The sequence below is a fragment of the Rufibacter sp. JT20002 genome, from assembly GCF_056491185.1.
The window spans coordinates 1,585,937-1,604,241 of the sequence record NZ_JBSZJY010000001.1; the positions used below are offsets into that span (position 1 = coordinate 1,585,937).

The window sequence follows — 18,305 nt, forward strand, 5'->3', positions numbered from 1 at the left end:
AGGAAACTCCTGAGGCTACCTTTGCCGTTCAAGAGAAAGATGTACCTACAAAGCATGGGCTCATCAAGACAATCACAAATTAGCACCTTACCCCATGGCCGAAGATTTATTTATTGATACCACGCTCTCCAAAGAAGAGAAATACAAAGCATTACTTCCGCAGATTGAAGCACTGGTAGCCCCAGAAACCGACCTGATTGCCAATCTCTCCAACGTGATGGCAGCCCTGAAACAAAGCTTTGACTTTTTCTGGGTAGGCGCTTACCTAGTGAAGGAAAACCAATTGGTGTTAGGCCCCTTCCAAGGACCAGTGGCCTGTACGCGCATTCCGTTCCACAAAGGTGTGTGCGGCGCCTGCTATACCCGCCGCGAGACTATTCTGGTACCAGATGTGGAAGCGTTTCCTGGGCACATCGCTTGCAGCAGCGCGTCTAAATCTGAAATTGTGATCCCGGTGATCAAAGACGGCGAAGTAAAAATGGTGCTGGATGTTGACAGCGATCGCTTAGATGACTTCGACGAGGTGGATCAGAAATACCTGGAGCAGCTGATGAAACTAGCGGAGAACTGGTTCTAGGCTGTCAGAAGTTATCAAGTAGCAAGACCTGAGCTTGCTTTAAGCTCGCTTTTTCAGAAACAGCCTTAAAACAGCGAAGCCTCACCCGAAAGGATGAGGCTTCGCTGTTTTATAAAGACTTGGTTTACTAACCGAAGAATGAGCCTGAGCCGCTGGTTTTAAGCTGGGCGATAACCGTTTGACCACCTTTGGTCTTTTGCCCCAGTTGTACTTTTACTTCGGTGTCAACCGGCACGAAGATGTCCACGCGCGAGCCAAACTTGATGAACCCGAACTCCTCGCCCTGGTTTACTTCATCACCCTCGGTCACGTACCACACAATACGGCGGGCCATGGCACCGGCGATTTGGCGGAACAACACCTGAGGACCGGCCAGTGATTCAACTACTACCGTGGTACGCTCATTTTTAGTGCTGGACTTAGGGTGCCAGGCCACAAAGTAGTTTCCGGGGTGATATTTGAAATACTTCACCACACCAGAAACTGGGTTACGGGTAATATGCACGTTGATGGGCGACATGAAGATGGAAATCTGCTTGCGCACATCGTTGAAGTACTCAGGCTCCTCCACATTCTCAATCACCACCACTTTACCATCAGCGGGAGCTACTACCAGGTCCTCGTGCAAAAGCAGGTTCCGGTACGGGCTTCGAAAAAACTGCAGAATGAGCAGGAAAACGATAAAGGAAATACCGGAGAAAATTCTGTTGAACGTTAAGTGCTCGCTGTTGAAGTAGTAAAGCAGCATGTTCACTACCAGCAATCCTAACAGGGTAAAAAACAGAATCTTTCGTCCTTCTTTATGAATTTTCATTAGATACTCTTTGGCTGATAAAGCAAAAATATAAAAAAAACCGCCTCCTGTCTAGAAAAAAGACAGAAGGCGGCAAGAATAGGTGTTTTTAGGGGCTTCTTACTAGTATTGCTTAGAAGCCACCCCGGAATTTATAGGTCTGCGCCACTTTGTCAATGGCCACAATGTAGGCGGCAATCCGCATGGGCACGCCGTACTTCTGGGACGTAGCGTACACTTTGTTGAAGGCTTCGGTCATGATCCGATCAGAGCGCTCGGTCACCATGTCTAAGCTCCATTTATAGCCCAAACGGTTCTGTACCCACTCAAAGTAAGATACGGTTACCCCGCCAGAGTTGGCCAGAATATCCGGCACTACCATGATGCCCTTCTCGTTGATGATTTTATCGGCGTTGGCTGAGGTTGGGCCATTGGCGCCTTCCACAATCAGTTTGGCCTGGATTTGGTCTGCGTTGCGGGCGGTGATCACATCTTCCACGGCAGCAGGCACCAGCAAATCTACAGCCGAGGTCAATAGTTCGTCATTGCTGATCGGCTCTGCGCCGGCATATCCTTCTAAACGGCCGTTGTGGGCATTCTTGTAAGCGATGGCTTCTTCAATGTTGATACCGCTCTCGTTCCAATAAGCCCCGCTTACGTCACTCACTCCCAAGATTTTCACACCCCGCTCTGCCAACAGTTTAGCTGCCCAGGAGCCTACGTTCCCGAAGCCCTGCACTGCAGCAGTGGATTGGGTTGGGTCCATGCCCAGTTTCTCCATGGCCGCCATCGCTGACACCATTACACCGCGTCCTGTTGCCTCTACGCGGCCCAAAGAACCACCCAATACCAGCGGCTTACCCGTTACCACCGAGTTCACGGTCATGCCTTTGGTTTTAGAGTATTCGTCCATCAGCCAAGCCATTTCACGAGGACCGGTACCCATGTCCGGGGCCGGAATATCCTGGTCTGGGCCAAACGTATCTATCAAGGCTACGGTATAGGCACGGGTAAGACGTTCAATCTCGCCGGCAGACATGGTGGTAGGGTCACACACGATTCCGCCTTTGGCTCCACCGTACGGGATGTCTACCACGGCGCACTTCCAAGTCATCCAGGCAGCCAAGGCTTTCACCTCGTCCAGAAAAACGCCTTTGTCATAGCGGATACCGCCCTTAGAAGGGCCTAATATATTAGAGTGCACTACTCTGAAACCTTCAAAGACGCGCACGCTACCATCATCCATAGTCACTGGCAGGTTCACAATCACCTGACGGGTAGGGGATTTCAGAACTTCATACGTCTCATCATCCAAACCCAGTACTTCCGCCGCAATATTGAAACGCGACATCATGGACTCAAACGGATTCTCCTTGTCCTTGATAGGCGCTGGTTCTTTATAAGCCATCTTGCTGTTGTATGCTGCCATAATTATTAATTTTGTAATTCAATTAAATTAATAGGCCGCAAAATTATCAAATTTGTAAACTAAAACTAACATTAGGGCAATATCTACTGGTATTTTTTACCGCACCAGTTCTAAAAAGGCAACTAGAAACGGAACTACCAGAATAAGGCTGTCGAAACGGTCTAGGATGCCGCCATGGCCAGGAATGAGGGTACCGGAGTCTTTCACGTCTAAGCTCCTTTTAAGCATAGATTCCACTAAATCACCCAAAACGCCAAACACAGACACCAGCACAGCCACGCCCATCCAATGCTCCAGGGCTAAATCTTGGAAGTACAACGACAAAACCCAGGCCACACCCAACGATAAAAGAACGCCGCCAACCCAGCCCTCCCAGGTTTTGCCGGGCGAAATACGCGGAAATAATTTATTTTTCCCAAAGGTTTTACCCGCTGCGTAGGCGCCTGTGTCTGAGGACCAGATCAGGAACATCACTCCCAGAATAATCTGCCAGCTATATCTGTCTGGCAGAAAAGCCAGTACGTGCAACAGCGTAAAAGGGGCGGCAATGTAAAATACCCCTACCAGCGTAAGGGCCACGTTGGTAAAAGGCTGCTCTTTTTTTCGGTACAGCTCGGCAATTAAGGCCAGCAGCATCACGGGTGGCAGCAGGAAAAGCCAGTCGCTGGAGATATTCCCGTGCTCTACGGCAAATCCCAACCCGTACAATCCCACGCCCAGCACGATACCAATCACTTTGTTTGGCTGAAACCCTTTAGCTGAAAGCAGCCGATAAAACTCCAATAAACCCAGTACAGTAAGGGCTAAAAACAGCGCAAAAAACGTCCACTCGTTCAGGTAAATGGCACCTATGAAAACAGCCCCGCCAATGACTCCGGCCAACAGGCGCTGCTGCAGATTACTCATTTGTTTTTTCTCTTTTTCCATTTACAAGGATTGGTATAACACTGGAGGGCAAGGCCAGACGTAGAGGTGATTTCGGACTGGTTCCTGGAAATGAGGTTAGAAACGGGGTTCCTCTTCTACTGGGGAAGGCAACCGGCGGTAACCCGCGTATAAACTATATAGGAGGGCGGCACTCAGCACCAATGAAACCAGCGACAACGTCAAACCTTCTGGCTCGGTAGACTCCACATTGATGGTAACCGCGTTACGCTGTGCCAGAAACATCATCAGCACCATGAACCCATTGTTCATAAAGTGTCCGATGATAGGCACCCAGATATTGCCAGACCACCAGTACAGATACCCAAAAATCACGCCCAGTAAAATGCGCGGTACTACCCCGTAAAACTGCATGTGGATTACCCCGAAGATGATGGCCGCTACCCAAATGGCTAAATGCGGGTTCCGCCACCAGCGCTGAAACTCCTGCTGCACCACGCCCCTGAACACCAATTCTTCCCCAATAGCCGGCAAAACTGCAAATACCACCAACCCCAGCAGCAACTGCGGAATGGTGTTGATCTTGGTCAGTTCTAAAGTTAACTCACGCAGGGTATCTTCCTTGGCTTTGGCCCAGCGTTCAAACGCATCTAGGAAAGGAGGAAAATCAACAGTGGCATTCCAGTGCACCACCCACGAAGAGGCCGGCAAGATCACCAGCAGCAGCACTGCACTGCCCAGCAGCAGGTAAAAAGGCACCGTTACCCTTGGCGAAAGGAAAGCATGCGGCCGGTGGGCATTGAAACGGAGAAAAGCCAGCGAGGCAATAGTGAATCCCACTAGATGCACCACGCCCTGGAACAATACCAATGCACTGCGGCTTTGCGGGTAATCAGCGGGCCGGGCCAGCATGTTGGAAATGTCCATCAGGCCAATGCCCCAGACAAGCTTGATCAGCACCACCGCCAGGAAATTCCCGATGAACAGGCCGGCCACCACAAACCCAGTGAACAACAAAAGCGACTTAAACGGATGCAGACCAGGCGAGATGAAACCTTTCATATAGGCGGTGTGGTTTTAATGAGGTAAATTTACGCGAAATATTTAAACTCAATCACGTGGTAAAAATCGGTCAGATAGAGCTACCGGACTTCCCGCTGCTGCTGGCACCTATGGAAGACGTCAGCGATCCGCCATTTAGGGCAGTGTGCAAGGCCAATGGCGCCGACTTAATGTATACGGAGTTCATCTCCTCTGAAGGGCTCATACGGGATGCCGCCAAGAGCCGCCAGAAACTAGATATCTTTGACTACGAGCAACCCATCGGGATCCAGATTTTCGGTTCCGATATAGAATCCATGCGCGAATCGGCGGTGATCTCGGCGCAGGCAGGCCCAGACTTAATTGATATCAATTACGGTTGCCCTGTGAAGAACGTGGCCTGCAAGGGCGCCGGGGCGGCTTTGCTGCGCGATGTACCCAAAATGGTAGCCATGACCTCAGCCATTGTACAGGCCGTTGAACCGTTTGGCTTGCCGGTGACGGTAAAGACCCGCCTGGGCTGGGACGACTCTACCAAAAACATTGAGGAAGTAGCAGAGCGCTTGCAGGACATCGGCATCAAAGCCCTGACCATTCACGGGCGTACCCGCGTGCAGATGTACAAAGGCGAGGCAGATTGGACTTTGATCCAAAAAGTGAAAGAAAATTCCCGCATTCAGATCCCTATCTTCGGGAACGGCGACATTGACACGCCGCAGAAAGCCGTGGAGTACAAAAACAAATATGGTGTAGACGGGGTCATGATTGGTCGCGCCTCCATCGGGTACCCTTGGATTTTCAGGGAGGTGAAGCATTACATGCAAACCGGTGAGCTTTTGGCACCTCCCACCATCCAGGAACGCATTGATATGTGCAAAATGCACTTTGACAAAAGTTTGGAGTGGAAAGGCCCTCGGTTGGGCATTTTTGAGATGCGCCGTCATTACGCCAACTACTTCAGGGGTTTGCCTAACGTGAAAGGCTACCGCACCCGCCTGGTGCAGACCGAAGACCCACAAGAAATCTACGCTATCCTGGACGAGATTGCCAACTCCATGGAGTACGCTGAGGTGTAATCCTTTCCATCACCGAATTATTCACTTTTCAAGAACCCGAATCGGGGCTGTTTTACGCAAAACAGCCCCGATTCGGGTTTTGCTTACCACTATATTAAAGAGCAGCTGGAGATTTTTGCTGAGAAGACCCCGCGCTCGGGCTTTGGACCTGTTTTCAGAAAGCTCCTCTTTAAACCAGACCATTTCTGGTGATCCAATAAGTAGCTACTCATTCCTACACAGCAACTCGTATCTTTGCACCTTCATTTTTGCGCTACATCTGTGTCTACCCAAACTACCTCCCCCACCGTTAACGGCTCCACCACTTCTACTCCCGCATTGGCTTGGGTGATCTTGATTGGGTTGGCCCTTATCTGGGGCACCTCGTTCATTCTAATCAAGAAAGGACTGGAAGTTTTCTCCTCTGATGAGTTGGGCGCCATCCGGATTACCATTGCCACCTTGGCTTTGCTGCCTTTTGCTTTGAAAGGGCTGAAAGCACCTAAGCCTGGCCAGTGGAAATTCTTATTGCTAAGTGGGTTGATTGGCAATTTGATCCCGGCGTTTCTCTTTGCCTACGCCGAGACCCAGTTGGCCAGTGGCCTGGCAGGAGTCCTGAATTCCTTGACGGCTTTGTTCACCTTAATTATAGGGGCTATTTTCTTTCAGCAGCGGATTACGCTTCTGCGAGTACTAGGAATCTTGATAGGCATTGCCGGAACGGCGGTTCTCATTTTTCTAGGCAGCGCGCAGGAAAGCTCTTCTAATTCGTTTTACGGCCTGTATGTGGTATTGGCAACCGTGCTGTACGGCGGCAGCCTGAACATTATCAAACATTGCCTAGCAGGCATCAAGCCTTTAACCATGGCCAGTTTAGCCCTCCTGACGGTGGGGCCTATTGCGCTTGCTTACCTCTGCACCACCCCGGCACTGGATAAATTGGCCACGCAGCCTGCCGCTTGGGAAGCATTGGGCTACATTACCTTACTAGCGGTGTTCAGTACCGCCATTGGATTGGTGTTTTACAACAAGCTCATCCACATGACCAATACCCTTTTCGCGAGTACCTCTACGTACCTGATGCCTATTGTGGCCTTGATTTGGGGCGTGGCCGATGGGGAAGCCATTCACCTCATGCACTATCTGGGCATGGCCATTATTCTGGCTGGGGTATTGTTGGTGAACCGGGCAAAGTAAAGGAGAAGCCTACCTGTCGGCGCGGCTTTTCAAAAGCCAGGCAACCGCATCCTGCTCAGACACGAAAACGCCCATCTTAGTGAGCTTACCGTAGTTCTCCAGGCGCTCTAGGCCAATGTTCTCTTTAATGTGGTTGTAATGGGTAGGTGTTACCAGATTAGCGAAATAGTTTTGGTAGCCTAGCTCCTCCTCAATCTGCGGGAAGAAAGACTCCAACATCCAGGCTTCATCTTCTTCCGGAATCTGTCCGCGGCTACGTAAGTCAAACATCCAGTAAGCGCTCCTGACTTCTTTGGCCAGATCCAACGCCTGCAAATAACCCTGCTGAAGCTGCTCAAAGTCTGAGTACTTGAACCACCGCAGAAACAGGATGTCCAAATCTTTACGGTACTTTAAAAGCAGGTTACTTTCTATAATCTCTCTCTCAACCACGGCCACAGCTCATTATTTACAAGCGCGCCCCATGCCCACTTGAAGTATAAGCAAGATACCACCTTAGAAGAAAGAATAAAAAAAATTTAAACCTTTTTAAAAGAATCACGTAGTTGCCGCACAAAAGCAAACGTGTTCTACTATACAGGCTGCGTACGGGTCGCTAACTTGCTGTGCTTAAAGCTGTAACCAAAGTAAATAGCTAACCCAATTAGCAACCACACCGTGAAGAGCAACCAGTTGTTTACCCCCAATTGTGTCATCAGATAAAGGTTGGTTAGAAGGCCCAGCACCGGTAACAAAGAAAGATTTTTCCGGAAAGAAACCCAGGCCATCAGCACACAGGAGATCAGGAATACCAGCATAGGAATTTGATGACGGAATTCTTCGTAGCCCCCACTCCAGGCAACGGCACTCCAGAACTCGTTTATGGCCACCCGGTTGTAAAGCAATACCAAGACGCCACTAATACCTAGAATCAATGGCACCAAAAACTTTCCGTTCAGGTACGGCACCTTGAACCGGGCGTCTGAGGTGCCATGCGGATCAATCATCAGGATCCCGCCACATACCAGGGCAAATGCAAAAAGAGTCCCGATGCTGGTCAAGTCAATTACCAGGTCCATGTTCAGGAGCAAGGCGGGCACCCCTACAAACAGGCCGGTCACCAGAGTAGAGAAAGAAGGGGTTCTGAAACGCGGGTGTACTTTAGAGAAAACAGGGGGCAACAATCCGTCGCGAGACATGGTCATCCAGATACGGGGCTGCCCAATCTGGAACACCAGCAACACCGAAGCCATGGCAAAAATGGCGCTTACCGCCACAATACCGGCCAACCACTCTACCCCTACTTTGGTGAAAACATACGCTAAAGGATCCCCCACGGCCAATTCTTTGTAAGACACCATCCCGGTCAAAACCAAGGTAATAATCACGTACAGCACGGTACAGATGATGAGGGCATAGATCATGGCCCGGGGCAAATCGCGCTGCGGGTTCCGGCATTCCTCAGCAGTAGTACTGATGGCATCAAACCCAATATACGCGAAGAATACCGCCGACACGCCTTTCAAAACCCCTCCAATCCCATTAGGGGCGAACGGGCTCCAGTTAGCAGGACTCACGTAGAAGACACCTACCGCAATCACCACCAACACCACAATCATCTTCAATACCACCAGCAGGTTAGAGGCGTTTTTAGACTCTTTAATTCCCACATACACCAACGTAGTGATGACCGCATTGATCATAAACGCTGGCAAATCTATCACCAACTTACCGCCCAAAAAGGCAGGAGCCGCTAGCCACGTATTATAGGCCTCTAACTGCACAGGGTCTGCGGCCGTCAGCGGCTGCCCCGCTTGCAACAGCGCCACTACTTCATTGTAGCCTTTGTGTGCACTTTGGGTTCCCATGGTGAGCCAAGCCGGAATATCCAGCCCCACGCCACTCATCAGTCCCGTGAAGTAATCACTCCAGGAAATAGCCACCACAATGTTCCCCACGGTGTACTCCATGATTAGCGCCCAGCCAATGATCCAAGCGGCCAACTCACCAAACGAGGTGTACGCATACGTGTACGCCGAGCCGCTCACCGGAATAGTAGCCGCAAACTGGGCATAACATAACGCAGAAAAGGCGCAGGCAATAGCCGTAAAGACAAAAAGCAAAGACACCGCCGGCCCGCCTTCATAACTTGCATTCCCAATGGTACTGAAAATACCTGCTCCAATGATGGCTGCAATCCCCAGGGAAGTCAAGTCTCTGACAGATAAGTTACGCTCCAACCCTTCGTCAACGGTACCAACGTGCGAGGCCACATCGGCGGGTGGGGTATGCAAAACTGCGGTTAAACTCTTGCGGCGGAAAAGACTTTTTAGGCTCACTTGTTCGGTTTGGTGTAGAAATTCAGGTGAAAAGTTAAGCAAAATATTCTGAAAGCGGCGAGCCCTACGTATATTTAGACAAACCCCAACCTATGCCCACTACCCGCCTCACCGTCTCTGTGCCCCAACCCTGCCATGAGAATTGGCACGCCATGACACCTCAGAATCAGGGCCGTTTTTGCCAAAGTTGCGCTAAAACAGTGGTGGATTTTACCAGGATGTCTGATGCCGAAGTGGTGAGTTGGTTAACCCAACAGAAGGGCACTACCTGCGGGCGATTTAGCGAGAAGCAGTTAGGAAGAGAGTTAGTGGCTGTTTCTTCTTCAAGAAGCCGCTGGACGTGGAAAACCGTAGCTTTTGGTCTCACCGCCTGGCTAAGCACGAAAACGGTGGAGGCAAAAAACTCAGAGCTTTTACCAACTATAGAACAACAAACGCAAACAACTTCGACGGAGCAAGCATCTAGCCCAAAAACAACTCCGGCAACTGACAGCTTATTAGTAGTGAGGGGTAAAATTATAGATGCTCAAACTAAAGAAGGAATGCCAGGCGCTACCGTCCTGCTTCAAGGAACAAATATTGCCACGCCAACAGATGTCAACGGAAATTTCTCGCTCAACATTCCTGAAGAACTTTTCGCAAAGAACCCAACCATTGAATTCTCCTTTATTGGTTACATGAATTGTGAAAAGAAGCTCAGCGAATTGATGACCACTTCTCCGGCAACTATTAAAATGAGTCCAGATATTAAAGGAATGACCGAAACAGTAGTAGTTGGCGGGGTATCTACCTATAAATGGTATTCCCCACGAGGACTTTTCTACAAAGTCCGCGGGCTCTTTTCAAACTAACCTTTTGGCTACTTTTCCAGAAAACAGCACCAAAACACCTTACCTGTTCAACACCACCCTAAACGTAGTGCCTTTCCCAACCTCAGAGGACTTCACAAACAAACGGCCTTGGTGGTAGTTCTCTATGATGCGTTTGGCCAAGGCCAGGCCTAAGCCCCAACCGCGTTTTTTGGTGGTATACCCCGGCACAAATACCTCTTCCTGTTTTGTCTTAGGAATGCCTTTGCCTGTGTCCTGGATATCCAGAGCAATAGCATCTTTTATATTGGCCCTCACCAGGCGCAACGTGATGCTGCCTTTGCCTTCCATGGCATCCACGGCGTTTTTGCAGATGTTCTCAATCACCCACTCAAACAGCGGGATGTTGACTTTAGCCGTGGTTTCGGGCGGAAATTCAGATTCTATGGAGAAAGCTACCTTGTTAGAGACCCGGTTGCGCAAGTACCCGATGGCGTTTTCCAGCACCCGTTGAAGCGGCTCATCTTTGAGCACCGGCACTGACCCGATGTTGGAGAACCGCTCCGTGATAATCTCCAATCGGCGAACGTCCTTACCCAGCTCATCTATGATAGGCTCGTTCTCAAACTTAGGGCTGCCCTTTAGGTACTCATACCAGGCCATCAAAGAAGAAAGCGGAGTTCCCAACTGGTGGGCGGTTTCTTTGGCCAAACCCACCCAAACCCGGTTCTGCTCCGCTTTGCGCGAGTAACTGAAGGCGTAGTAGGCAATCACTGAGAGGCAGGCAATGACCGTGAGCTGCACGTACGGGTAGTAGCGCAGCTGCGTAAGCAACTCAGAATCTTTGTAGAAAATGTAGTTCTTGAACTCCTGCTGGTACGACACCACAATAGGCTTGTGCTGGGCCTTCATCTTCGCGATTTCGCGTTTTAAAAGCCTTTTTTTGCGGTTTTCGGAAATCTTTTCGGGGATATCAAGGTTCTTATAGGCGATGACGTTCTCTTTTTCATCGGTCTGGATGACCGGCACCGAACGGTTCGCGTCAATGATCTCCTCCTGGATGAACACCAGGTTATCGCTGTCAATCTCGGCGTTGATCATGTACCGCAAGCCTTTGGCGTATAAATCAATCAGTTGTTGTTCACGCTCAGAAAGCTTGGCTACCAACAGGTTAGTGTAGATCACCGTGGCCGCCCCTATAAACAGGGCTACCGCGATAATCAGGAGCTTTAACCTAGATTTTTTGGAATAAATGGAGGTCGGGATCATGTACAAAAGCAACGCTAGAAGAGATACGCCCGTCTAGGGATTGTGTTCCCTCTAAACGTATGACAGCAGAAGAAGCGTCTGTTCTCTGTAATTTGTAATGTGTATAAATAAAAGAAAGATACGAAAGTAATTCATTATTAAAAGATCGCGCCGTAATTTTGCATGCTATTTCAAAACTGCCGTATGCTTCACAATTTTAGAGCCGTCAGTCTTTCACATAAAAAAGCTCCCTTAGACATAAGAGAGCTTATCGCCTTGGATGAGGGGTCGTGCCGACAGTTCCTGCAAACGCTCAAAAATTTCATTCAGGCAACTGACATTTTAGTGCTATCCACGTGCAACCGCACGGAGGTATATTATACTTCTGATGATGACTACAGCCACGAGATCGTGAAACTGTTGGGCATCAGCAAAGGCATTTCCAATATTTCCCAGTACCTGGATTACTTCACCATCGTAAACGAGCACGCTGATGCCGTACAGCACCTGTTCAACGTGGCCATGGGCCTTGACGCGCAGGTGGTGGGTGACATGCAGATCTCCAACCAGGTGAAACAAGCCTACCAGTGGAGTGTAGACAACGAGGCTGCCGGACCATTCCTGCACCGCCTGCTGCACACCATCTTCTTCACCAACAAGCGCGTAGTACAGGAGACCTCCTTTAGAGACGGAGCCGCTTCTACGTCTTACGCAGCCCTGGAACTGGTAGAAAGCCTCACCGCTGACATTACCAATCCGAAGGTATTGGTGGTAGGCTTGGGCGAAATTGGCGCTGATGTGTGCCGCCATCTTTCTGACTCAGACTTCCAGAACGTGAAGATCTCTAACCGCACCAAAGCCAAGGCCGAGATCCTGGCCGAGGAATGTGGCCTGGAGGTAGTTCCGTTTGAGAACCTGGTGGAAGCCATGAAAGAGGCCGATGTGATCATCTCTTCCGTAGCGCGCGAGGAGCCGTTCTTCACCAAAGAGATGGTGAGCCGCCTGAACGTACTAACCTACAAATTCTTCATTGACCTGAGCGTACCGCGCAGCGTAGAGCCGCAGGTAGAGCAGATCCCGGGCGTGTTGGTGTACAACATTGACACCATCCAGAGCAAAGCCTCAGAAGCCCTGCAACGCCGCCTGGACTCTGTGCCGCAGGTAAAGCAGATCATCAAGGAGTCCATTGCTGGATTTGAGGACTGGAGCAAGGAGATGAACGTATCGCCTACCATCCAGAAGTTGAAAAATGCATTGGAGACTATCCGTCAGGAAGAGATGGCCCGGTACATGAAGAAGCTTTCCCCACAAGAAGCTAAGCACATGGACGATGTCACCAAATCCATGATGCAGAAGATTATCAAGCTGCCCGTATTGCAATTGAAAGCCGCCTGTAAACGCGGAGAGGCTGAAACCCTCATTGACGTGCTTACCGATCTATTTGATCTGGAGAAGCAGTCTTCTGAGACCCACGTTTAGAGCTCCTTTTCATAAAACCATTCCTAAAGCGGGACATTCTTTACAGAGTGTCCCGCTTTTTTGTGGATCAGGTTTGTAGGGGCAACCACAAGGGATTGCCCCTGCATGTTTTCGTCTCCTTTTTCAAAAAGCACGCTGGAAACGGCAACCCAGCACAGAAAGCTTTTACAACCCCGTTACACAACAGACAACCCCACTCCTTATCTTGGCGGCATGAAAAAGCTGTTCTTCTCCCTCACGGCCGTTCTTCTCTCCTATTCCGGTTTTGCTCAGGTGCGCTGGTCTCCTTCTCCGCAGCACCAAGAGGGCTTGCCTGCTTCCGTGAAAGTATTCACCACGGCAGATTCACTGGACGGCAAACCATTCAAGGCTTACTATTTAGAAGCGGATCTGAAAGACCCTAAACTGGAGGTTCTTACCCGCGTGGGCAACGGCAAGCGCTACACACCGCAGCAATACTATGCGCAGGAGCCCGGCAACGTGCTGGCCGTGGTAAACACCACGTTTTTCTCCTTCGCCAATAACAGCAACCTGAATTTGGTCATCAACAAAGGTAAAGTCTTGGCGCCGCAAGCCTCCGTGAAGCGCAAAAACCCCAAAGGCACCGACACGCTTACGTTTTACCCCACTACAGGCGCCATCGGTGTTTTCCGCAACCGCACCGCCGATGTAGCTTGGGCTTACAACGTAGGCAAAAAGAAAAAGACCGTAGAACTAGCCGCCCCCTATGATGCTGAAGTGAACGGCCAACCCGCACCCGAGCCTTCTAAAAGAACGGTTAAAAACATGAAGCGCTGGAAACCACAAGTAGCCGTGGGCGGTGGTCCAGTCTTGGTGCAAGACAGAAAAGTGCACATCACCGCTGAGGAAGAGATGCGAGGCGGCGCCAGCTTTAGAGGACCCAATCCCAGAACTGTGATGGGCTACACCCCAGACAACAAGCTCATCATCTTAATGGTAGAAGGCCGGAACAAAGGCATAGCCGAGGGCGCCAGCTTGGACCAATTAGCAAGATTGATGGTGGATTTAGGCTGCCAGGAAGCTCTGAACTTAGATGGTGGCGGCTCCAGTGCGCTGTACGTGAAAGGCAAAAACACCATCAAACCCTCAGACAAAGAAGGCCAACGCCCGGTACCAGCAGTGTTGGTACTGAAGTATAAAGACTAACTGCTTTGAACAGACAGAACTCCGTTTCGAAGCTGTTTTCACTAAAACGAGCCCGAAACGGAGCATAAGGATATTCGACTAAGTAGTAGACAATCTTTCCACTTGTGACCTCCAGTTTTAGAGCAACCGCTCCAAGAGGCTCTCCCGGAAGGCAGGTGATACCGGAATTGCTTTGCCACCTAAGGTTACTTGATGCCGCTCTATCTTCTCAATTTTAGCGGTGGCCACTAGGTAAGAGCGGTGCACTTTCACAAAACGTTGCGGAGGTAGTTTTTCCTGGGCTTCAGTTAAGGTCATGCGGGTCAAGATGCGTCGCTGTGGTTCATGGAAAGTGAGGTAATTATCATCGGCTTCTATGTACAGCAGTTGGCTTAGGTTTACCCGCTCCCAATCATACCCCACCTTCACGAACAAAAACTCTGGAGTGCCCTCTGCCACGGCATTGTCTGTTGCTTTCTGCTTCCATTCCTGGGCTCGGGTACAGGCTTGCAGAAAACGGGGAAAAGTGATCGGCTTCAGCAGATAATCGGTTACGGCCAGCTCAAAGCCTTGCAGGGCATACTCAGCAAAAGCGGTGGTAAACACAATGCTGGCTTGTTTGCCGATGAGTTTCGCTACTTCCAAGCCCGTAATGTCTGGCATTTTGATATCCAAAAAAACCAAGTCTACGGGATGCTGGTGCAGGTACGCCAAGGCCTCGGTGGCGCTGACAAACGTTGCCTCTAGTTGCAGAAACGGCACTTTCTGGGCGTGCGCTTTGATCACGTTCAACGCAATAGGCTCGTCATCTATGGAGATACAACGCATGTGGCCTGTACAACTGAAAGGTTAAAGCAGATTTGCTATTTGTTTGTAAAGCGTCTCCTTGCTGGAAGGTCGGGCTGCGTGGGGGTTCACAATCTTTCCTTCTTTGTCAATGAGCAGGTAAGACGGGAACACCATGTTTCCGTTTTTGGCATACAGCCCCCTAAAATACTTCTCTAAGGCTTCGGTGCCCAACAAGTGCCGGCCAGTTAAACCATAAAACCGAACGGTTTCTTTCCAGGTCTTCTCTGGGTTGGCGCTGTGCTCAAAAGCAATATACACAAAATCCACTGCCTTGTTTTTGAAGCGTTCTTTCAGGGCTTGGGTGTACCCAAACTCTTCTCGGCACGGACCGCACCAGCTTCCCCACAGGTCTACGTACACCACTTTCCCGCGGTGCGGCTTTAATACCTCTTCCAGGGTTTGGAAGTGGTTTGCCTTATCCTCAAACTCTATGGATGATGCGCTGCTTTCGGGCTGGCTCTTTCTGTACCGCTCCATCAGTTGGGCCAGGTAAGGGCGGTACGCACTTTGAGGAAAACGGACCAGGAAATCATCATAAGCTTCCTGCTGGTAGATTAATTCACCTGCATACACTCCGTTGTTGAGAAAAGAGGCCAGCGCGCTTTCCAGTGCGGCACCCTGCAGGCCGTATAATAGCGCTTTGTGCTCCCAGTAGCGTTCTCCTTTTTCCTTGATTTCTGCTCTGGCCTCCGCAAATGGTTTTTGGAACATTTTCTCCACCAGGCTGGCAAACGCTTCTTTGGTGTTAGAGAACTGAAGAAACAGAGGGTAGTACGCCAGCACCTCCTGGTAGAAGTAACTGGGAACGGCCTGGGGATTAGAAATGGGCTGGGCGGCATGCACGGTGGCTAAGGCTTTACGCCATTCTTCTCTGTCAAACTTTGATTTATTCTTCTTGCCCCAGACTTCATTGCGGAACACCAAGCGCCAGAAAATAGCCGGTGCGAAATACTGGATATCGGCTTTGGTCATCTGGTAAAACGTTGGGGAGAAAGCATGCTTCTTTTTTTCTATCTGCGCCAAAGCTGCTGCCTGGTTTTGCCCAATGCTGGCGATAATCTGGTCAGGATCGGTTAACGTATCGTTCCAGGTTTGCATTCCCAGCTGGTACCGGGTCAACCCTAGTTCTTGCCTGAAGGCATTTTCTTTCTTCAGACTGCCCCCAAACACCAGTTTATCAGGGAAAGCTGCTCCCTGGAAGGTTAGGGATAAAGTGGCGTTTGGTTCTGCGTAGAGGTAAATACGGGTACCGGCATAGTTTAGGAAAATGGTCTGAGGTCGGTTCACGAGCAGGGTGACGGAGAACTCGCCCTGGGCATTTGGCTGTACCTCCACCGAGTTGGCCTGGTGGTACCAGGCATCAAAAGGAACATTGGCCAACAGCGGCGTACCGGCTTGCGCATTCTTGATTTTACCGGAGAGTACCAGTTGGGCTTGCGCCTGGGCAAAGCAGCAGCAAGCTACTAAAAGACATAGCAGTTTCATAACACAAAAGTTTACTTGTGAAAAAGGCTTATTTCAAGAAAGAAAGGAGGAAACAAGACTAGCGTAAGGTCAGCTGCAGCCTGACGGTAAACTGTCCGTTCTGATGGATCTCTAGTTGATGTAGATTTGGATAAAGTAGCTCCAGCCGCTTGCGAACATGGGCAATACCGGTGCCCGCGCCTTTGTCTAACTGCCTGTCTGGGAACACTAGGTTCTCTATTGTTAGCTCTAGTCGCTTGTTCTTGACGCTTAACTCCAGCCGCACGTAACACTCTCTATCCACACTAATGCCGTACTTGAAGGCATTTTCAATAAAAGGAATAAGCAGCAGCGGGGCAATAAGAGCGGGGTTGCCGTCATGATGCACGTGCAGGTGCAGTTGAATATTGTCTCTTGCAGGCAAGCGTACCCTCTGTAACTTCAAATAATCCTGCAGGAAATTAATCTCATTAGAGACATCCGTGAAATTCTGCTGCGCCTCTGTTAAGACATAGCGCATAATGCCCGAAAGTTGCTCCACACTATGAGCCGTTCTTTCTGCTTTTTCCTCTAAGGCGGTGCCGTACAGGTTATTGAGCGTGTTGAAGAAGAAGTGTGGGTTCAGGTGCGCTTTCAAAGCATCCAACTCGGCTTGGGTGTGTTGGCGTTTGGTTTCGGCCTGTCTGATCTGGTGGTGGATGGAATAACGAACAAAGGCATATAGAACGGCATAGCTCAGGAAAATCAAGAAGGACGGCAGAAAATCTATAGCTGTGAGATGCTCATTATGTTTGTTCACGAACATGGCTACTAACACCAAAGTTACCGCCAGCAAAAAAGAAGCAAACAGGAACAGCTTTTTGCTTCTTCGCTTGAACACCAAATGATAGTTAAGCTCTACTGCCAAGGGAGCTATAAGCAGAACCAGGTTCTTCCAGTCTGAGTTAAACTCCAGAAAGCGTTTCCATTCCGTTAACGGAGTGCCGTCTTCGTAGAAAATGAAATACCCATCTCTGGCTACCCTAAAACCATAGTCTACCGCACTATATGTATTGAACAGGAACCAGGCCAGGAAGGCATGCAGTAATGCTTGTTGCCAGCTAGTAAGACGGGGAAGTTTCCTGAGGTTCATTTGCTTGGTGCGTTACCTGAACCAAAGCAAGAAAACTTCTACAACTGCTGCAACTAAATGGGGTGAAGCGGCTGTAGAAAGTGGTGAACCAGAATCTATAGATAGACTGGTAAAAAATTAAAAACCGTTTCTGGCCTACTTTCTTAAAAACAGGCTGGAAACGGTTTTGGGGGATACTTACTTGATGAGGGAACTAGGCTGGCAGGATTTTTACCGGTTACAAATCACCGCAACACTCCTCCAGGCAGTCAATCACATCAATCAGCTTCGGGATGGAAAGGGAATAATAGATTTTGGTGCCAACCTTGAAAGACGAGAGAACCCCCTTGTCTTTCAGCGTGATCAAATGCTGTGAAGCAATGGCCTGCGGTAAATCTAAGTATTGATAGATCTCCGTCACAGTCATCTTGTCTTCCTTACCCAGAAGATCCACGATGGCCAACCTTTTTGGGTGCGCCAATACCTTCAGCATTGAGGCAGCCTTATCAATCTTCTTAGATTCCACTCTGGATAATAAACTTTTCATAAGGACACACAAAATTCAATACTACAATAGACGTGTTACCACGCCTTTAAAACCCGCCCGCAACCCGTTTCGCTTACTACCTGAACATTACGTTACTTTAACGCATGGCGACAAACCATGTTATAGGTATTATGTCGGGCACTTCGTTAGACGGAGTTGACTTGGCTTACTGCAGATTTACGTATAATGATCTCAATTGGATATATAAAATACTTAATACTGAAACAGTTCCATATTTAAATATTTAATTTCTGCCTCTGACGCTTCCCACAGAGGTTCCTGCCACCGAAAAAATTGCCCAAGACGGGCTTAGGTCACCTAGTAATCAACCTAGTAAAAAGGATTTTTACACTTCTA

17 protein-coding genes are annotated in these 18,305 nt (G+C 49.5%); 6 read left to right on the plus strand and 11 right to left on the minus strand.

Annotated elements, in window-relative coordinates; all coding sequences use genetic code 11:
- The first annotated feature begins 94 nt into the window (after positions 1–94).
- On the plus strand, positions 95–577 hold the full coding sequence (locus ACW9SV_RS06255) for a GAF domain-containing protein (protein WP_479555882.1): 483 nt from the start codon (positions 95–97) through the stop codon (positions 575–577).
- Between the two features lie 127 nt (positions 578–704).
- Here the strand turns inward: ACW9SV_RS06255 and ACW9SV_RS06260 are convergent, their stop codons facing one another.
- The 4 genes from ACW9SV_RS06260 to ACW9SV_RS06275 form a co-directional block, all read right to left on the minus strand.
- Positions 705–1,391 carry a phosphatidylserine decarboxylase family protein gene (locus tag ACW9SV_RS06260; RefSeq protein WP_479555883.1) on the minus strand — a complete coding sequence of 229 codons (687 nt, stop codon included), beginning with the start codon at positions 1,389–1,391 and terminating at the stop codon, positions 705–707.
- A gap of 112 nt (positions 1,392–1,503) precedes the next feature.
- Positions 1,504–2,778, minus strand: a complete 1,275-nt coding sequence (locus ACW9SV_RS06265; protein WP_479556512.1) for a Glu/Leu/Phe/Val family dehydrogenase — start codon at positions 2,776–2,778, stop codon at positions 1,504–1,506.
- A gap of 117 nt (positions 2,779–2,895) precedes the next feature.
- Entirely contained in the window at positions 2,896–3,705 is an 810-nt protein-coding gene (locus ACW9SV_RS06270; RefSeq protein ID WP_479555884.1) for a phosphatidate cytidylyltransferase, read from the minus strand.
- Between the two features lie 96 nt (positions 3,706–3,801).
- A complete protein-coding gene (locus ACW9SV_RS06275; RefSeq protein ID WP_479555885.1) occupies positions 3,802–4,746 on the minus strand; it encodes a lysostaphin resistance A-like protein in 945 nt (314 codons plus the stop codon).
- A gap of 56 nt (positions 4,747–4,802) precedes the next feature.
- On the opposite strand from ACW9SV_RS06275, the gene dusB reads away from it, so the two are divergent.
- Together dusB and ACW9SV_RS06285 are read left to right on the plus strand one after the other, a co-directional pair.
- On the plus strand, positions 4,803–5,801 hold the full coding sequence (dusB, locus tag ACW9SV_RS06280) for a tRNA dihydrouridine synthase DusB (RefSeq protein WP_479555886.1): 999 nt from the start codon (positions 4,803–4,805) through the stop codon (positions 5,799–5,801).
- 261 nt (positions 5,802–6,062) lie between these two features.
- Positions 6,063–6,977: a DMT family transporter gene (locus ACW9SV_RS06285; RefSeq protein ID WP_479555887.1), complete on the plus strand. Its 915-nt coding sequence runs from the start codon at positions 6,063–6,065 to the stop codon at positions 6,975–6,977.
- Between the two features lie 9 nt (positions 6,978–6,986).
- Here the strand turns inward: ACW9SV_RS06285 and ACW9SV_RS06290 are convergent, their stop codons facing one another.
- Both ACW9SV_RS06290 and ACW9SV_RS06295 read right to left on the minus strand, forming a co-directional pair.
- Entirely contained in the window at positions 6,987–7,355 is a 369-nt protein-coding gene (locus ACW9SV_RS06290) for a hypothetical protein (protein WP_479555888.1), read from the minus strand.
- Between the two features lie 194 nt (positions 7,356–7,549).
- Positions 7,550–9,250 (minus strand): amino acid permease, encoded by a 1,701-nt coding sequence (locus ACW9SV_RS06295; protein ID WP_479555889.1) that lies wholly within the window; start codon positions 9,248–9,250, stop codon positions 7,550–7,552.
- A gap of 137 nt (positions 9,251–9,387) precedes the next feature.
- Here ACW9SV_RS06295 and ACW9SV_RS06300 point away from each other — a divergent pair, with 137 nt between their 5' ends.
- Entirely contained in the window at positions 9,388–10,146 is a 759-nt protein-coding gene (locus tag ACW9SV_RS06300; RefSeq protein WP_479555890.1) for a carboxypeptidase-like regulatory domain-containing protein, read from the plus strand.
- Between the two features lie 39 nt (positions 10,147–10,185).
- Here ACW9SV_RS06300 and ACW9SV_RS06305 read toward each other — a convergent pair whose 3' ends face one another.
- On the minus strand, positions 10,186–11,373 hold the full coding sequence (locus tag ACW9SV_RS06305; RefSeq protein ID WP_479555891.1) for a sensor histidine kinase: 1,188 nt from the start codon (positions 11,371–11,373) through the stop codon (positions 10,186–10,188).
- Positions 11,374–11,556: 183 nt separating this feature from the next.
- Between ACW9SV_RS06305 and hemA the strand changes: the two genes are divergently transcribed.
- Entirely contained in the window at positions 11,557–12,831 is a 1,275-nt protein-coding gene (hemA, locus tag ACW9SV_RS06310; protein WP_479555892.1) for a glutamyl-tRNA reductase, read from the plus strand.
- Positions 12,832–13,044: 213 nt separating this feature from the next.
- Positions 13,045–13,998 carry a phosphodiester glycosidase family protein gene (locus ACW9SV_RS06315; RefSeq protein ID WP_479555893.1) on the plus strand — a complete coding sequence of 318 codons (954 nt, stop codon included), beginning with the start codon at positions 13,045–13,047 and terminating at the stop codon, positions 13,996–13,998.
- A gap of 117 nt (positions 13,999–14,115) precedes the next feature.
- Here ACW9SV_RS06315 and ACW9SV_RS06320 read toward each other — a convergent pair whose 3' ends face one another.
- The 4 genes from ACW9SV_RS06320 to ACW9SV_RS06335 form a co-directional block, all read right to left on the minus strand.
- On the minus strand, positions 14,116–14,805 hold the full coding sequence (locus ACW9SV_RS06320; RefSeq protein ID WP_479555894.1) for a LytR/AlgR family response regulator transcription factor: 690 nt from the start codon (positions 14,803–14,805) through the stop codon (positions 14,116–14,118).
- A 21-nt stretch (positions 14,806–14,826) separates the two neighbouring features.
- Positions 14,827–16,311, minus strand: coding sequence for a TlpA family protein disulfide reductase (locus tag ACW9SV_RS06325; protein ID WP_479555895.1), 1,485 nt, complete (start codon positions 16,309–16,311; stop codon positions 14,827–14,829).
- Positions 16,312–16,369: 58 nt separating this feature from the next.
- A complete protein-coding gene (locus ACW9SV_RS06330) occupies positions 16,370–17,422 on the minus strand; it encodes a sensor histidine kinase (RefSeq protein WP_479555896.1) in 1,053 nt (350 codons plus the stop codon).
- A 217-nt stretch (positions 17,423–17,639) separates the two neighbouring features.
- The gene (locus tag ACW9SV_RS06335; RefSeq protein ID WP_066830613.1) at positions 17,640–17,948 is read right to left on the minus strand and encodes an ArsR/SmtB family transcription factor; all 309 of its coding nucleotides are present in this window, start codon (positions 17,946–17,948) and stop codon (positions 17,640–17,642) included.
- Between the last annotated feature and the right edge of the window lie 357 nt (positions 17,949–18,305).

Bases quoted from the DNA above. Each gene is read 5' to 3' on its own strand.
- ACW9SV_RS06275 (WP_479555885.1), bottom strand. From the start codon at position 4,746: ATGAAAGGTTTCATCTCGCCTGGTCTGCATCCGTTTAAGTCGCTTTTG.
- ACW9SV_RS06320 (WP_479555894.1), bottom strand. From the start codon at position 14,805: ATGCGTTGTATCTCCATAGATGACGAGCCTATTGCGTTGAACGTGATC.
- ACW9SV_RS06335 (WP_066830613.1), bottom strand. From the start codon at position 17,948: ATGAAAAGTTTATTATCCAGAGTGGAATCTAAGAAGATTGATAAGGCT.
- ACW9SV_RS06265 (WP_479556512.1), bottom strand. From the start codon at position 2,778: ATGGCTTATAAAGAACCAGCGCCTATCAAGGACAAGGAGAATCCGTTT.
- ACW9SV_RS06255 (WP_479555882.1), top strand. From the start codon at position 95: ATGGCCGAAGATTTATTTATTGATACCACGCTCTCCAAAGAAGAGAAA.
- hemA (WP_479555892.1), top strand. From the start codon at position 11,557: ATGCTTCACAATTTTAGAGCCGTCAGTCTTTCACATAAAAAAGCTCCC.
- ACW9SV_RS06300 (WP_479555890.1), top strand. From the start codon at position 9,388: ATGCCCACTACCCGCCTCACCGTCTCTGTGCCCCAACCCTGCCATGAG.
- ACW9SV_RS06315 (WP_479555893.1), top strand. From the start codon at position 13,045: ATGAAAAAGCTGTTCTTCTCCCTCACGGCCGTTCTTCTCTCCTATTCC.
- ACW9SV_RS06260 (WP_479555883.1), bottom strand. From the start codon at position 1,391: ATGAAAATTCATAAAGAAGGACGAAAGATTCTGTTTTTTACCCTGTTA.
- ACW9SV_RS06330 (WP_479555896.1), bottom strand. From the start codon at position 17,422: ATGAACCTCAGGAAACTTCCCCGTCTTACTAGCTGGCAACAAGCATTA.
- ACW9SV_RS06270 (WP_479555884.1), bottom strand. From the start codon at position 3,705: ATGAGTAATCTGCAGCAGCGCCTGTTGGCCGGAGTCATTGGCGGGGCT.
- ACW9SV_RS06305 (WP_479555891.1), bottom strand. From the start codon at position 11,373: ATGATCCCGACCTCCATTTATTCCAAAAAATCTAGGTTAAAGCTCCTG.
- ACW9SV_RS06325 (WP_479555895.1), bottom strand. From the start codon at position 16,311: ATGAAACTGCTATGTCTTTTAGTAGCTTGCTGCTGCTTTGCCCAGGCG.